At 64.9% G+C, this 14,505-nt stretch carries 12 protein-coding genes and 1 tRNA gene; 8 read left to right on the top strand and 5 right to left on the bottom strand.

Annotation, left to right across the window (positions count from 1 at the left end; all coding sequences use genetic code 11):
- Entirely contained in the window at nucleotides 1-1,665 is a 1,665-nt protein-coding gene (argS, locus tag FDW81_RS01290) for an arginine--tRNA ligase (protein ID WP_138132310.1), read from the bottom strand.
- A 185-nt stretch (nucleotides 1,666-1,850) separates the two neighbouring features.
- On the opposite strand from argS, the gene FDW81_RS01285 reads away from it, so the two are divergent.
- From FDW81_RS01285 to FDW81_RS01260, 6 genes are all read left to right on the top strand, one after another.
- Nucleotides 1,851-2,330: an FMN-binding protein gene (locus FDW81_RS01285; RefSeq protein WP_138132308.1), complete on the top strand. Its 480-nt coding sequence runs from the start codon at nucleotides 1,851-1,853 to the stop codon at nucleotides 2,328-2,330.
- Between the two features lie 3 nt (nucleotides 2,331-2,333).
- Nucleotides 2,334-3,206, top strand: a complete 873-nt coding sequence (locus tag FDW81_RS01280; RefSeq protein ID WP_138132306.1) for an FAD:protein FMN transferase — start codon at nucleotides 2,334-2,336, stop codon at nucleotides 3,204-3,206.
- The gene (locus tag FDW81_RS01275) at nucleotides 3,203-4,747 is read left to right on the top strand and encodes a ferredoxin--NADP reductase (RefSeq protein WP_138132304.1); all 1,545 of its coding nucleotides are present in this window, start codon (nucleotides 3,203-3,205) and stop codon (nucleotides 4,745-4,747) included. The genes FDW81_RS01280 and FDW81_RS01275 overlap by 4 nt, the downstream gene beginning before the upstream one ends.
- Nucleotides 4,748-4,883: 136 nt before the next feature.
- Nucleotides 4,884-4,959 (top strand) — tRNA-Arg (locus FDW81_RS01270).
- A gap of 233 nt (nucleotides 4,960-5,192) precedes the next feature.
- A complete protein-coding gene (locus FDW81_RS01265) occupies nucleotides 5,193-6,245 on the top strand; it encodes a M4 family metallopeptidase (RefSeq protein WP_138132302.1) in 1,053 nt (350 codons plus the stop codon).
- 60 nt (nucleotides 6,246-6,305) lie between these two features.
- Nucleotides 6,306-6,617 (top strand): protealysin inhibitor emfourin, encoded by a 312-nt coding sequence (locus tag FDW81_RS01260; protein ID WP_138132300.1) that lies wholly within the window; start codon nucleotides 6,306-6,308, stop codon nucleotides 6,615-6,617.
- 30 nt (nucleotides 6,618-6,647) lie between these two features.
- On the opposite strand, the gene FDW81_RS01255 is transcribed toward FDW81_RS01260, so the two are convergent.
- On the bottom strand, nucleotides 6,648-7,616 hold the full coding sequence (locus FDW81_RS01255; RefSeq protein ID WP_138132298.1) for a GlxA family transcriptional regulator: 969 nt from the start codon (nucleotides 7,614-7,616) through the stop codon (nucleotides 6,648-6,650).
- Between the two features lie 81 nt (nucleotides 7,617-7,697).
- Here FDW81_RS01255 and FDW81_RS18040 point away from each other — a divergent pair, with 81 nt between their 5' ends.
- Nucleotides 7,698-7,865: a hypothetical protein gene (locus tag FDW81_RS18040; RefSeq protein ID WP_171027068.1), complete on the top strand. Its 168-nt coding sequence runs from the start codon at nucleotides 7,698-7,700 to the stop codon at nucleotides 7,863-7,865.
- 78 nt (nucleotides 7,866-7,943) lie between these two features.
- The gene (gene hrpA / locus FDW81_RS01250) at nucleotides 7,944-11,915 is read left to right on the top strand and encodes an ATP-dependent RNA helicase HrpA (RefSeq protein ID WP_138132296.1); all 3,972 of its coding nucleotides are present in this window, start codon (nucleotides 7,944-7,946) and stop codon (nucleotides 11,913-11,915) included.
- Nucleotides 11,916-11,964: 49 nt separating this feature from the next.
- Here hrpA and FDW81_RS01245 read toward each other — a convergent pair whose 3' ends face one another.
- The 3 genes from FDW81_RS01245 to FDW81_RS01235 are packed head-to-tail and all read right to left on the bottom strand — an operon-like array spanning nucleotide 11,965 to nucleotide 14,473.
- Complete coding sequence (locus tag FDW81_RS01245) at nucleotides 11,965-12,393, bottom strand: HIT family protein (RefSeq protein WP_138132294.1); 429 nt, start codon at nucleotides 12,391-12,393, stop codon at nucleotides 11,965-11,967.
- The gene (locus FDW81_RS01240; protein WP_138132292.1) at nucleotides 12,390-13,580 is read right to left on the bottom strand and encodes an NAD(P)-dependent alcohol dehydrogenase; all 1,191 of its coding nucleotides are present in this window, start codon (nucleotides 13,578-13,580) and stop codon (nucleotides 12,390-12,392) included. The genes FDW81_RS01245 and FDW81_RS01240 overlap by 4 nt, the downstream gene beginning before the upstream one ends.
- Nucleotides 13,577-14,473: a sulfurtransferase gene (locus tag FDW81_RS01235; RefSeq protein ID WP_138132290.1), complete on the bottom strand. Its 897-nt coding sequence runs from the start codon at nucleotides 14,471-14,473 to the stop codon at nucleotides 13,577-13,579. The genes FDW81_RS01240 and FDW81_RS01235 overlap by 4 nt, the downstream gene beginning before the upstream one ends.
- Between the last annotated feature and the right edge of the window lie 32 nt (nucleotides 14,474-14,505).

Here is a 14,505-nt window from a genome sequence, read left to right as displayed (position 1 = left end):
TCACATCCGTTCCGGCGCGGAAACGCCCAGCAGGTCAAGGCCGTTGGCGAGCACCTGGCTGGTGGCGTCGTTGAGCCAGAGCCGCGTGCGGTTGGTGTCGGTCACCGGCTCGTCACCCATGGGGGCGATACGGCAGGCGTCATACCAGCGGTGGTATGCCCCCGCGATGATTTCGAGGTGACGCGCCACGCGGTGCGGTTCCCGCAGTTCGGCAGCCTTTGCCACGATCGAGGGGTAGCTGCCCAGGTACGAGAGCAGCTCGTTCTCAGTGGCGTGGTCCAGCAGGGAGGCATCGAAGGCGTCCTTGCCATCCACAGTTCGTTCAACGCCGGCAGCCACCGCATTCCGGGCAGCGCCGCGGGAGCGCGCATGGGCGTACTGCACGTAGAACACGGGGTTCTCGTTGCTGTGCTTCTTCAGCAGCTCCGGGTCAAGGGTCAGCGGTGAATCGGCAGGGAAGCGGGCCAGGGAGTAGCGGACGGCGTCCTTGCCCAACCAGTCAATCAGGTCCTTGAGCTCGATGATATTGCCCGCGCGCTTGGACAGCTTGGCGCCGTTGACGGACACCAACTGTCCGATCAGCACCTCGATGTGTACGTCGGGGTCATCGCCGGCGGCGGCGGCAATCGCCTTGAGCCGGTTGATGTAGCCGTGGTGGTCGGCGCCGAGCAGGTAGATCTTCTCGGTGAAGCCGCGGTCCTTCTTGGAGAGGTAGTAGGCCGCGTCGGCGGCGAAGTAGGTGGGCTCGCCGTTGGCGCGGATCATCACCCGGTCCTTGTCGTCGCCAAAGTCGGTGGTCCGCAGCCAGACGGCGCCGCCGTCGTCGTACACGTGGCCCTGCTCGCGAAGGCGGGCGACGGCACTTTCGATAGCGCCGGCGTCGTGCAGTTCCTGCTCCGAGAAGAACACGTCGAACTCGACGCCGAAGTCCGCAAGGGTGGACTTGATGTCCTTCATCTGCGCCTTGTAGGCGGCGGCACGGATGACCGGCAGGGCCGCCACTTCCGTCAGTTCCCGGACGTCCGGATGCTCGGTGAGCACCTCATGGCCCAGCTCAGCAATGTACTGCCCCGGGTAGCCGCCCTCGGGTACCGGAAGTCCGTGCAGGCGTGAGTAGACGGAGTGCGCGAAGACGTTCATTTGGGAGCCGGCGTCGTTGATGTAGTACTCAGCGGTGACGTCCGCACCTGACGCGCGCAGCACACGGGCGATCGAGTCACCCAAGGCAGCCCAGCGGGTGTGCCCAATATGAAGGGGGCCGGTGGGATTGGCGGAAACAAATTCCATGTTCACGGTGTGGCCTGCGAGCGCTGAGTTGGTGCCGTACTGCCTGCCGGCTTCCACGATGGCCTTCGCCAGGGCACCGGCCGCGGCTGCGTCAACGGTGATGTTCAGGAACCCAGGGCCTGCAATATCAACGGCGGAAACACCATTAATGGACTTCAACCGGGCGCTGAGGATGCTGGCGAACTCACGCGGGTTGGTGCCTGCCTGCTTTGCAAGCTGCAGGGCAATGTTGGTGGCCCAGTCGCCGTGGTCCCGGTTCTTCGGTCGCTCCACGCGCACCTCATCAGGGACAGCTGATGCGGAAAGGGCGATGTCACCGGCGGCGACGGCGTCCTTCAGGCAGGCGGATATGGCGAGGGAGAGTTCTTCGGGAGTCACCCCTCTAGCCTACCGGGGGGCCAGTAACAGCAAGTAATTCAGGGGCCTCCGCTGCACAGACGCTGCACACGTAACCATAATTGCGGGCACAGGATGAACCAATACGCTGTGTTTGGCGTTGACACCAACGTAGCCACTGAACAGTTCCTGACTTTCCCGAGTCCCCTGACGAAACGAGTGCCGTGATGAGATCCGCAGTACGCAAGAGTGTTTACGCCGGAATTGCCGGGCTGTCACTGGCCGGAACAGTGGCGGGCTGCGCGCCTTCAGCCACGGAAAGCGCCCCGGCTGCATCCTCCGGCAGCAGCGCCGCCGGGACCGCCGCTCCCACGACGTCGGCCGACGCATCGTCGCCCGCCGGCGGCGGCTCCGGCTACAAGGACGGCACCTACAGCGCCGACGGTAACTATGTTTCCCCCAACGGCACTGAGACCGTGGGCGTTCAGCTGACCCTCGCTTCCGGAAAAGTGACGGACGTGCAGATCACACAGCATCCGTCCAACCCGAATACCCGCAAGTTCCAGGGTGAGTTTGCCGGCGGAATTGCGGACCAGGTGGTGGGAAAGAACATCGACGAGCTGAATGTTTCCAAGGTTGCCGGCTCCTCCCTCACCAGCGGAGGTTTCAACCAGGCGCTGGAGCAGATCAAGTCGGAGGCGCAGTAGGCCATGCCGGACGCGGGCTGGGACGATTTCCAATTCAACGGGATCGGCACCCGCTGGGAAATTGCGACGCCGCTGCAGCTGGAACCCTCCCTGCAGGCGGCCCTCCTGCGCCTGGTTGAAAGGTTCGACGCCGACTGGTCCCGCTTCCGGCATGACTCACCCGTCACCGCTCTGGCCAGGGAGCCCGGCCGTCATGAGTTTCCTGCAGAAGCAGGGCCGCTGGGGCTGCTCTACCGGAGCCTTTATGACGTGACAGGCGGCGCCATGACCCCGCTGATCGGCGCCAGCCTGGAACGCCTGGGTTACGACGCCGGCTACTCCCTGCAGCCTTCCGGCCCGCCGCAGCCGGCGCCGGCCTGGGAGGAGGTCCTGGAATGGACGGGAAGTACCGTCACCACCAAGGCCCCGGTGGTGCTGGACATTGGAGCTGCCGGCAAGGGCCTGCTGGTGGATCTGCTGGCCACTGAACTGGAGGCTGCAGGTGTCGGCACCTTCATTATCGATGCCAGCGGGGATCTCCTGGTGAGGGGTCCGGGGGTTGTTCCGGTGGCACTGGAGCACCCCTACAACACAACGCAGGCCATCGGGATGGTATCCCTGACCCAACGGGCACTGTGTGCTTCTGCTGCCAACCGGCGCGCATGGGGAGACGGGCTGCATCATGTCCTGGACGGAAAGACCGGACGGCCTGTCCGGACAGCAGTGGCCACATGGGCGCTTGCCGACACTGCAATGCTGGCTGACGCCCTGGCAACAGCGCTTTTCTTCGTTCCCGGTCCTGAGCTCCAGCAATCCTTCGAATTCTCCTGGCTGACGGTTTTCTCAGACGGAAGTGCAGCGTATTCCAGTGAATTTGAAGGGACACTGTTCACATGAGCCCCGTTGAAACCCCGAAAGCCCGGCCGCCCCTTTCCCTGGGCGCCCGCGTGGATACCGTGCTCGGCCGGTTCACCATGTACCGGCTGGTGCTTTTGGTCCTTGCGGTCCTGGCCGTGTACAGCCTGGTGCTCGACGCCCTGGGGTGGCTGGCTTTCGGCATTCCGGAGATGCTGGCGCACCTGGGGCTGTGCCTTGGCCTGACCTACGCCTCGAACAGGGGGCTTGCAGCGCTGTTCCGGGTGCGGCCGCATACCGAGTCGTCGCTGATCACCGGGTTGCTGCTCTACTTCCTGTTCTGGCCTTCCTTTGCGACCCTCGATGTTGCCGGCGTTGCTTTGGCGTGCGTCCTGGCATCGGCGTCCAAATATGCCCTTGCCTGGCGCGGCCGGCATGTCTTCAACCCCGCAGCGGCAGGAGCGTTCATCACCGGGCTCACGGGCCTCAACATCGCAACCTGGTGGGCAGCTACGCCGGCCATGCTGTGGCTGCTGGTTCCAGGGGTTCTCCTGGTCCTGTACCGCACCCGCAAACTCCTGATGGCGGCGGTGTTCCTGGTGGTGGCAGCCGCCATCATTACGGCCGAACTGCTTGAAGCGGGAATGTCCGTTGACATGGCCTTGTGGCAGTCATTTGCCCAGCGGCCGCTGCTCTTCTTTGTGGGATTCATGCTCACCGAGCCACTGACGCTGCCGCCGCGCCGGTGGCAGCAACTGGCCTTGGCCGGGGTGGTGGGAGTGGTGTTCGCCCTTCCCTACAACTTCGGCTTCCTGACCAATTCGCCGGAAGCCGCGCTGCTGCTGGGCAATCTTCTGGCGTTCCTGGTGGGTCAACGCGGGCGTGTGACGCTCCGGCTTGCCGGCACCAGACGGCTGACCCCAAGCGCCACCGAGTTCTCCTTCGAACCGTCCCGGAAGGTCCGCTTCGTACCCGGGCAGTACATGGAACTGGACCTTCCACAGGTAAGGGCGGACAGGAAGGGCAGGCGCCGGGTGTTCAGCCTGACCGGTTCACCGGATGAACGCCTGATCAGGTTCGGGGTGCGGACCGCCGGGCCGGTGTCCGCGGCCAAGAGAGTCCTCCTTGGGCTGCAGCCCGGCGATGAAGTGGCCGTCACGTCCGTGGGCGGGGATTTCGTCCTCCCCCGCGATCCACGGAAGCCGGTGCTCCTGATTGCGGCCGGTATCGGCATCACCCCATATCTCTCGCACGTGTCCTCGGGAAGTTTGCGGGAGCGCGATGCCGTCCTCCTGCTCCTGGCCAGGAGCGCGGACGAAGTTGCCTACGCCGAGGAACTCCGGACCGCGGGCATCCCGGTCCTGGTCTTCCTTGCGGACGGTTCCACCCCGCCGGCGGATCTGGGGGTTGCCTCCTGGGACCGCGGCCGGCTGGACGGCGAAGCCCTGCGGACGCTGGTTCCGGACATCGCCAAGCGTGAGGTCTTCATCTCCGGCTCCCCCGCCAGCGTAGCCTCCCTGCGCCGGGCCGCCAGGCAGGCCGGGGCGAAGCGGGTGCACGTGGACTCATTTTCCGGCTACTGATTCCAGGCGCAGCTGCAGGGCTTTTCGGGCTTGCCTCAGCCGGACGATATGCAGGGCCGCCGCCAATTTTCCCTTGCGGGCCACCTTACTGCTAAGCTCTAGGACGTCCCGCCAGCAACGGCAGGAACCCCGAATTGCCCTCGTAGCTCAGGGGATAGAGCGTCTGCCTCCGGAGCAGAAGGTCGTAGGTTCGAATCCTATCGAGGGCACCATTGAGAAGCACCACGGTCATTGACCGTGGTGCTTCTCTTTATTTGGGCGCTTTTCCCCAGTAACCCTCCATCACCTCCCGCAACAACCCCGGGACCCCCCATCACCTCCCGCAACAAGCCCGGCAACCAACCTCATTTTTCGGCTGCGCCGCTTCTGTGCGCGTCAAGAGCGCCTGCGCAGGATTGTCGGTGCCCCCTCGTAGTCTGAATTCACCAAGTTGAGGGGGTACGCCATGCACGTTCCGTTCTGTTCCATAGTTCCGCCATATCTGCTGAGGCGCCTTGCCAAACAGGGTGCACCGGAGTTTTCTTCGGCGGCCAGGGCAGCCAGGGAAGCTTTGGGCCACGTCGAGTCTTTCCATTCCGCACGGTCTAAACCAGCACCGGAACCTCCAGCCGGAGTCCGCCAGGCCAAGCCCGGGCCAACGAACCGGAGCATCTTTGATGCCGGCGGCGCCGAAATCCTTCCTGGCAAGCTGGTACGCAAGGAAGGCGATGCTGCTACGGGCGATCCCGCCGCTGACGAGGCGTACGAAGGACTTGGCCACACGCACCGCCTCTACGCGGACGTGTTCGGACGCAACTCCATTGACGGTGGAGGCTTGCCGCTGAACGCTACGGTGCACTTCGGTAAGCTCTACGACAACGCGTTTTGGGACGGAACGCAGATGGTCTTCGGGGACGGGGACGGCGAGGTATTCCGGCGGTTCACCAAATCCCTCAGCGTGATTGGCCATGAACTCGCGCACGGCGTCACCCAGTATTCCGCTGCGCTGGCGTACCGCAACCAAGCCGGAGCGCTCAACGAGTCGATGTCCGATGTTTTTGGTGCTCTCGTGGAGCAATATGTCAGGAACCAGTCCACCGCCGAGGCGAGCTGGCTGATCGGCGAAGGACTCTTCACCCCCGAGGTGGAGGGCAGCGCTTTGCGCTCCATGAAGGCACCCGGAACGGCGTACGACGACGACGTGCTGGGTAAGGATCCCCAGCCGGACTCCATGGACACGTACGTGAAGACCAGCGCTGACAATGGCGGGGTCCACATCAACTCCGGCATCCCGAACCGCGCCTTTTACTTGGTCGCGGAGTCCCTGGGCGGCAACGCCTGGGACTCTCCCGGGCGTATTTGGTATGAGACCCTCACGGGCGGCTCGCTGCCGGCCACAGCCACATTTAGGGTTTTCGCCCGCGCCACGGCTGCCTCCGCCGTGGAGCTCTGCGGTTCCGGGTCGCCAGAGCATGACGCCGTCCTGCAGGCGTGGGAAACTGTGAAGGTCAAGCTCTAACGGACGCCTTGCCGCCTGCTCCAGGTGGCCGGGCGGTGGAGGAAGCCCAAGGACCAGGCCATGAAGATCAGTATTGAGCGGAGCGGCGGAATCGCGGGGTTGTCGCGGGTGTGGACGGTAGAGGCCCGGACAGACAGCGCCCTCGACCGGTGGCAGCCGATCATCGAAGCATGTCCGTGGGACTCGGTACCGAGGACACCCAGGGCAGCCGCACAGGAATTCAGGGAAAGCCAGCCGGACCGGTTCATGTATTCCATCCGCGCCGGAGAGCACCGCGCCGCACTGCCGGAGCAGGCAGTCACCGGCCCCTGGCGGGTTCTGGTCGACAGCACCCGGGCAGCCGCGGAGAAAGCACCGCCCGGCGGCTCCTAGCGCGCAGCCACGGGACGGCCGCGCCCAGGACTAAACCACTTCAGCCAACTGGCCGCGGAAGGCACGGCGGTACGACTGCGGGCTCGTGTCCAGGACTTTCGCAAAATGGTGCCTCAGCAGGACAGGATGCCCAAAGCCGGACTCCCTCGCGATCTCTTCGATGTTCAGGTCGGTGGATTCAAGGAGTTCCTGGGCACGGAGTACCCGCTGGGAGTTAAGCCAGGCGGCGGGGGTTGCACCTGTTTCTGACCTGAACCTTCTCGCAAAGGTCCTGGGCGACATGTGCACCCGGGCCGCCAGTTCGTTGACCGAATGCTCACGGTCCAGGTTCTTGACCATCCAGCGCAGCAGTTCCTCCATCGGGGCGGAACCACAGGTGGGCATGGGCCGGTCAATAAACTGTGCCTGGCCGCCGTCACGGTGGGGCGGAACCACCATGTCCCTGGCGATGGCGGCAGCAACATGCGCGCCCAGCTCCACCCGCACCAGGTGGAGGCACGCGTCAATGCCTGCCGCGGTGCCGGCGGAAGAAATGATGTTGCCGTCCTGCACGTAGAGGACGTTCTCATCCACCTGCACACCCGGGTACTCGGCAGCCAGCTGCCCCGAGTAGTGCCAATGCGTGGTGCAGCGCCGGCCGTCCAGCAACCCGGCCCGGGCCAAAGCAAAAACGCCGGAACAGATCGACATCACCCAGGCGCCCCTGGCATCGGCGGCGCGCAGAGCGTCAAGGACGGTCTCCGGCAACTCGTCATCATGGCCGTACGGAGCCATGATCACCAGGTCTGCATCCTCTGTTGCTTCAAGCCCCAGGCTGACGTTCATGGACAGACCCGACTTCAGCCGGACGTTTCCGGGTGAAGGCGTGCAGACCCGGAAGTCAAAGGCCGGGACGCCGCTCCCCCGGCCGGACCGATCGATGCCGAACACCTCGCACGCAGTACCGAACTCGAAGATCGAGAAGTTTGGAACCACGATCACCGCCACTGACTTCAGCATGCTTCCATTGTGGCAGGAATTTGAGCTTTTTGGGCATTTCTGCCACTTTTTCTTGTCGGGCAGCAGGAGAAGCATTGAGGCATGGAAATCCTCACAACCATCCTCATTGTCCTGCTCCTCCTTGTTTTCGCGGCCACTGTTTCGGCGCTCCTGAGCGACGGCCGCGGGCACACCCCGCCCGTCGAGTCGCACGAGGCCTGGTCCGCCCTGGACCTTCCAAGCACCAACTACACGCTCCGTATCTTCTAGCCCGGGACCAAAAGAGAATGAACACTGCTGAAGGTCGAAGCGGGAAGCCCGGGCTCCCGCAGTAGACTGTCAGCAGACATGACACTTCACATCTCCTACCCCGCCGAGCTGCCGGTTTCCGAGCGCCGCGAAGACCTGATGGCAGCCATCGCGGCGAACCAGGTCACCATCATCGCCGGCGAGACCGGCTCCGGTAAGACCACCCAGATCCCCAAAATGTGCCTTGAACTGGGCCTGGGTGAAGACGGCCTGATCGGGCATACCCAGCCGCGAAGGCTTGCAGCGCGCACGGTGGCAGAGCGCATCGCCGAGGAACTGGGCGTGGACATCGGCCAGGAGGTCGGTTTCCAGGTCCGCTTCACGGGCGAGGTCAGCAAAGTCACCAAGGTGAAGCTCATGACGGACGGCATCCTTCTGGCCGAGATCCAGCGCGACAAGCTGCTCCGCAAGTACAACGCCATCATCATCGACGAGGCCCACGAACGCAGCCTCAACATCGACTTCATCCTCGGTTACCTGAAGCGAATCCTGCCCCAGCGCCCGGACCTGAAGGTCATCATCACCTCGGCAACCATCGATCCCGAGCGCTTCGCCAACCACTTCGGCACACCGGAAAACCCTGCGCCCATCATCGAAGTTTCCGGGCGTACCTATCCGGTGGAAATCCGCTACCGGCCGCTGACTCAACCCCGGGAGGACGACGAGGACCCCTCGGACGACGAGCTCGAGGAGGACCGTGACCCCCTGGACGCGGTGTGCGACGCCGTCGACGAACTTGCCAATGAGGCTCCCGGCGACATCCTGGTCTTCTTTTCCGGCGAGCGCGAGATCCGTGATGCAGCGGATGCGCTGCAGGCCCGCATCCAGGCCAACCGCAGGTTGGCCGGCACGGAAGTGCTCCCCCTGTTCGCGCGCCTCAGCCTCCAGGAACAGCACAAAGTATTCCACCCGGGCAACAAGCGGCGGATCGTGCTCGCCACCAACGTGGCCGAAACGTCGCTCACGGTACCGGGAATCAAGTACGTCATTGACACCGGTACCGCCCGTATCTCGCGGTATTCGCACCGTACCAAGGTCCAGCGCCTGCCCATCGAGCGGGTTTCCCACGCGTCGGCCAACCAACGGTCCGGGCGCTGCGGCCGTGTGTCCGACGGCATCGCCATCCGCCTCTACTCAGAGGAGGACTTCGAGTCCCGGCCCCGGTTTACCGACCCGGAAATCCTGCGGACCAACCTCGCTGCGGTCATCCTGCAGATGACCGCGATGGGTGTTGCCCGCGGCCCCAAGGACGTGGAAAGCTTCCCGTTCGTGGAGCCGCCGGAAACGCGGGCCATCAACGACGGCGTGACGCTGCTCCGCGAACTCGGCGCCCTGGCTGCCCCCAAGGCCCAAAACGGCGAAGGCAACGGACGAGTCGGCGGCGGGCTCACCGCCGTCGGACAAAAACTCGCCCAGCTTCCCGTGGACCCGCGCCTGGGCAGGATGATCGTAGAGGCCGGCAAGCGGGGCTGCGTCCGTGAGGTGATGATCCTCGCGGCAGCCCTCACCATCCAGGACCCCCGCGAACGCCCGACTGACAAGCAGCAGCCCGCGGCGGAAAAGCACAACCGGTTCAAGGACGAGAATTCGGATTTTACCGGCTTCCTTAACCTCTGGAACTACCTGCAGGAAAAACAGCAGGAGCTGTCGTCGTCGGCCTTCCGCCGGCTGTGCCGCGCCGACTTCATCAACTACCTGCGGGTGCGGGAATGGCAGGACCTTTTCGCCCAGCTGCGGCAGCTGGCCAGGCCCTTGGGAATCAGCCTGGACAGCAAGCGCCTTGCCGACCCCGTGGGCAACCACGATGGCATCCACATCAGCCTTTTGTCCGGGCTCCTGAGCCACATCGGCATCCTGGACGAACGTAAGCGCGAGTACGCAGGTGCCCGCGGCAGCCGTTTCGCGATCTTCCCCGGGTCAGCCCTGTTCAGGAAGTCGCCCACATTTGTCATGGCCGCCGAACTGGTGGAAACCAGCAGGTTGTGGGCCAGGGTGGCGGCAAAGTTCGATCCGATCTGGGCCGAGCAGGTGGCGCCTCACCTCGTCAAGCGCAGCTACAGCGAGCCGCACTGGTCCACCCGGCAGGGCGCCGTGATGGCGTACGAGAAGGTCACTCTCTACGGCGTGCCCATCATCGCGCAGCGCAGGATCAACTACGGCAGGGTGGACCCGGTGGTTGCCAGGGAACTCTTCATCAGGCATGCCCTGGTGGAGGGTGACTGGAAAACGCACCACAAGTTCTTCCACCGCAACCGCGCCCTCCTGAACGAGGTGGAGGAACTGGAAGCCAGGATGCGCCGCCGCGACCTGCTGGTGGACGACGAGACGCTGTTCGAGTTCTACGACGCGCGGATTGGACCGGACGTCGTCAGCGAAAGGCATTTCGACAAGTGGTGGAAGGACGCCCGGCAGAAGAATCCGGACCTTCTGGACTACGACAAATCGTTCCTCCTCAACGACGACGCGGACGGCCTGGACGAATCCGCCTACCCCAAAACCTGGCTGCACAAGGGCTTCGAACTCCCGCTGACCTACGAGTTCCATCCGGTGGCCCCCGGTTCACCGCCCGATCCGTCCGACGGCGTAACCGCGGAAGTGCCGGTCCTGTTCCTCAATCAGCTGGATGACAAGGCCTTCCGCTGGCTGATTCCGGGGCAGCGCGTGGAACTGGTGACCGCGCTGATCAAGTCACTGCCCAAACAGGTCCGGAAGAACTTCGTCCCTGCCCCTGATGTTGCACGGCAGGCAGTAGCCGTGCTGGAAGCAGACTTCGACCCCGCAACCGACGAGCTGGAGCCGTCCCTCGAGCTGGCTCTCCGCCGCATCCGCGGGCACATCATCCCGCCCGGTTCCTGGAACTGGGATGCCGTACCCCCGCACCTGCGGGTGAGTTTCAAGGTAGTGGACAGCAAGGGCAAGGTCCTGGCTGAAGGCAAGGACCTTGCCGCACTCCAGGAGGAGCTGGCACCGGCAACCCGGCGCGCTATCGCAGAGTCCCTGGGAGCCACGCCCGCATCCACCGCGCCGGTTTCCGGCAACGGCAAAAAGGCCTCCCAGGCGCCGGCGGGAACGGACGACGGCGGATCCTCCACTGGCCGCCAGTCCGCCAGTGTGCCAAACGCCGCAGCCATTACCGGCTTCAGGGAGCAGGACGGGCTGACCGAGTGGAACTTCGGCACCCTTCCGCGGCAGGTCAGCAGCATGGTCAAGGGCCATACTGTCACCGGATATCCAGCGCTGTTGGACCAGGGAAAGTCGGTCTCCCTCCGGGTTTTCCAGACCCAGGCAGAGCAGCTGGAAGCAATGCGGGGTGGGGTGATCCGCCTGCTGGCCCTGCGTGTGCCGGCTCCTGACCGCTACGTACTGGAGCACCTGAGCAATACCGAGAAACTCACTTTCAGCCAGAACCCGCACGGCTCCGTATCCGCCTTGATTGCCGATTGCGCCCTGGCTGCCATCGACAAGCTCACGCCTGCGGACCTGCCGTGGGACCGTGAATCCTTCGACCGTCTGTATGAGGTGGTCCGGGCCGAACTGATCGATACCGTGTTCAGCGTGACGGCGGTGGTGGAGCGGATCCTGGCAAGCACGCGGCGGATTGAAAAGCAGCTCAAGGGGACCACCAGCCTCGCCCTTATCAGCGCCCTTAATGACATCAAAAGCCAGCTCGGGCAACTGGTCTACCCGGGTTTTGTGGCCCGGACGGGCTACGCCCAGCTCAGCCAGCTGCCCCGGTACCTGGCGGCGATTGAGAAACGGCTGGAGCGGTTACCGGGCAACGTCCAGCGCGACGCCCTGAACATGGCCGTGGTGCAGCGGCTGGAGGACGACTATGACGACGCAGTGTCGGCCCTGCTGCCCGGGCGCAAGGCAGGCCCCGAATTGACCCAGGTGCGCTGGATGCTGGAGGAGCTTCGGGTGAGTCTTTTCGCCGTCGAACTCGGCACGGCGTATTCGGTGTCCGAGAAGCGGATCCGGGCCGTGCTGAACAAGGCCCTGGCGCCGGTTTAGCGGAACAGGCGCCTGGCTGTCCCGCTGTTCGCGGGGACAGCCGGGGCGCTCAACCTTCCGGAACGAACTGACCGTACCCCGCAGCACGCAGGCCCTGGCGGAGCTTCTCGGCATTGGCATCCAGAACCTTCGGGTCCGGGTTCTGGTCTGCGGAGGCGAAGTTGAAGTCCGCCATGCTCCTGGAGGGCCAGACGTGCACGTGGAGGTGGTTGATCTCATATCCGGCCACAATCAGCCCGGCGCGTGGCGCGTCATAGATGTCCACCTGCACGGCACCAATCCGCCGGGCCACTTCCATGACTTTCGCCAGCGTTTCCGGCGAAGCGTCGGTCCAGCGGTCCACTTCCTCGGTGGGAACCACCAGGGTGTGGCCGTCGGCGAGCGGACCGGTGGTGAGGAACGCGGAGACGTCCGGTTCGCGCCAGACAAAGCGGCCGGGAATCTCGCCGTTCAGGATCCTGGTGAAGAGCGTGCTCATGCGTCTGCCTCCTTGGCGGGTGCCTGCAGGGTGCTGGTGTCCAGCACGAACCGGTATTTCACATCTCCTGCAACCATACGGTCGTAGGCATCATTGAGCTGGTCGGCGTCAACCATTTCGATGTCCGCAATTACGCCCTGCTCCGCGCAGAAGTCCAGCATCTCCTGCGTCTCGTTAATGCCGCCGATCAGCGAGCCCGCGTAGGCGATCCGGCGCCTGATAAGGGCAGCGGGGTTCACCGGCGGCATGTCCTCCGACGGAAGGCCCAGCTGGAAGAGTGCACCGTCAACCCGCAAGGTCCGGAACAGGGGGTTGAGGTCGTGCGGGGCGGCAACGGTGTCGATGATGACGTCAATGGTCCGGTTCGCCGCTGCCATTGCCTCTTCGTCCGTGGACAGGACTACCTCGTCAGCGCCCAGCTCCAGGCCGGCCGCTACTTTGGACGCGGACGTGGTGAAAACCACCACTGCAGCTCCCATTGCCTTGGCCAGTTTGACCGCCATATGTCCCAGTCCGCCGAGTCCCACGACGCCCACCACGTCGCCTTCGCCGACCCCGAAGTGGCGCAGCGGCGAGTACGTGGTGACGCCTGCGCAAAGCAGCGGCGCGACGGCGGCCGGGTCCAGGGCGTCCGGCACGCGAAGAACGTAGCGGCGGTCCACCACAACCGAGGACGAGTAGCCGCCCTGGGTAATCACGCCGCCGTTTCGGCGGTCCTGCGCGCCGTAGGTGCCGGTCATGCCTCTTTCGCAGTACTGCTCCAGGCCGTCCTGGCAGCTGTCGCATTCCCGGCATGAATCCACGATGCAGCCCACGCCCACCCGGTCCCCTACCCTGAAGTCCATCACGGCGGAGCCGAGGCGGCTGACGGTCCCCACGATTTCGTGGCCGGGCACCAGCGGCCAGGCCCGGCCACCCCACTCGCCGCGCGTGGCGTGCACGTCCGAATGGCACAGTCCGCAGAACTCAATGGAAATTTCGATGTCGTCAGCCTGGGGAGTGCGCCGGGCAAGGGTCAACGGCACCAGTCCGCTCGCAGGTGAGGTGGCGCCGTAGGCGGCAGCAAGGATGCCGCCGGAAGCGGAAGATCCGGCAGGAAGCTGTTCAGCGGCAGTTGCTTCAGCGGCAGTCCCTGCCGGGGCGAAAGGTCGGGCAAGGGGCGGGGGTACGGGGCGTCCTGGCGTCATAGTGCGACGCTACCCTCGCCCGCAACACTGTTTCCACCCGGCAGGCCGCCCGGCAGGCCTGGTTCTTCACCCGTCGCAACGGGCAGCTGCGGGTTGTTGGACCACTCCGAAAACGAGCCCGGATACAGTGCAGCACGGAAACCGGCAAGCTCAAGTGCTGCCACCCCATGTGCCGCTGTTACGCCGGACCCGCAGTAGACGGCCACCGGCACCCCCTCCCCAACGCCCAGCGACTCGAAGCGCCGCCGCAGCATGTCCGGCTGCAGGAACAGTCCGCTGCCGTCCAGGTTGTCCGACGTCGGCGCACTCACTGCGCCTGGAATGTGGCCGGCCCGCGGGTCCACAGGCTCAACCTCACCCCGGTACCTTTCCCCCGCCCGCGCGTCCAGCAGGAGGCCCTTCTCCGGCCAGGCGGCGGCAGCATCGGCGTCGACCATGGGCATGTTGCCCTCCGCAAGGCGCACGTTCCCCGCTTCCGGGACAACTGATCCGGACTCGACCGGAAGGCCCGCCGCGCGCCAGGCGGCCAGGCCGCCGTCGAGCAGGTATACGTCTTCCACGCCGGCATTCCGCAGCATCCACCACGCACGGGCTGCTGCCATGTTGCCGCTGTCATCGTAAGCAACCACGGCGTCGCCGTCGTTGATGCCCCAGCGCCTCGCGCTCTCCTCGAAGTCGCCAAGTGCCGGAAGGGGGTGCCTGCCCCGGGCCGGCAGTGCCGGAGCGGCAAGCTCCGTGGCGAGGTCCACGAAAACGGCTCCAGGGAGATGCCCCTGCAGGTAGTGCCGGTAGCCGTGCGGGTCCCCCAGGGCCCAGCGCACGTCAAGCAGTACAGTGCGGCGGTTTTCCGCCAGACGGGCCTGCAGCGCAGCCACGTCGATGAGGGGATTCATTGCACTCCTTCAGCGGTGGTATGGCCAACGGC

Source organism: Pseudarthrobacter sp. NamB4, assembly GCF_005796185.1.
In the GTDB taxonomy this organism is placed as follows: Bacteria; Actinomycetota; Actinomycetes; order Actinomycetales; family Micrococcaceae; genus Arthrobacter.
The sequence above is the reverse complement of the archived record's forward strand: the minus strand, read 5'-3'. Positions and strand labels throughout refer to the sequence as shown.

What these genes read in the sequence shown, in the direction of transcription:
- FDW81_RS01255 (WP_138132298.1), bottom strand. Translation starts at nt 7,616, where the DNA reads ATGCTGAAGTCAGTGGCGGTGATCGTGGTTCCAAACTTCTCGATCTTC.
- hrpA (WP_138132296.1), top strand. Translation starts at nt 7,944, where the DNA reads ATGACACTTCACATCTCCTACCCCGCCGAGCTGCCGGTTTCCGAGCGC.
- FDW81_RS01285 (WP_138132308.1), top strand. Translation starts at nt 1,851, where the DNA reads ATGAGATCCGCAGTACGCAAGAGTGTTTACGCCGGAATTGCCGGGCTG.
- FDW81_RS01275 (WP_138132304.1), top strand. Translation starts at nt 3,203, where the DNA reads ATGAGCCCCGTTGAAACCCCGAAAGCCCGGCCGCCCCTTTCCCTGGGC.
- FDW81_RS18040 (WP_171027068.1), top strand. Translation starts at nt 7,698, where the DNA reads ATGGAAATCCTCACAACCATCCTCATTGTCCTGCTCCTCCTTGTTTTC.
- FDW81_RS01235 (WP_138132290.1), bottom strand. Translation starts at nt 14,473, where the DNA reads ATGAATCCCCTCATCGACGTGGCTGCGCTGCAGGCCCGTCTGGCGGAA.
- FDW81_RS01245 (WP_138132294.1), bottom strand. Translation starts at nt 12,393, where the DNA reads ATGAGCACGCTCTTCACCAGGATCCTGAACGGCGAGATTCCCGGCCGC.
- FDW81_RS01260 (WP_138132300.1), top strand. Translation starts at nt 6,306, where the DNA reads ATGAAGATCAGTATTGAGCGGAGCGGCGGAATCGCGGGGTTGTCGCGG.
- FDW81_RS01265 (WP_138132302.1), top strand. Translation starts at nt 5,193, where the DNA reads ATGCACGTTCCGTTCTGTTCCATAGTTCCGCCATATCTGCTGAGGCGC.
- FDW81_RS01280 (WP_138132306.1), top strand. Translation starts at nt 2,334, where the DNA reads ATGCCGGACGCGGGCTGGGACGATTTCCAATTCAACGGGATCGGCACC.
- FDW81_RS01240 (WP_138132292.1), bottom strand. Translation starts at nt 13,580, where the DNA reads ATGACGCCAGGACGCCCCGTACCCCCGCCCCTTGCCCGACCTTTCGCC.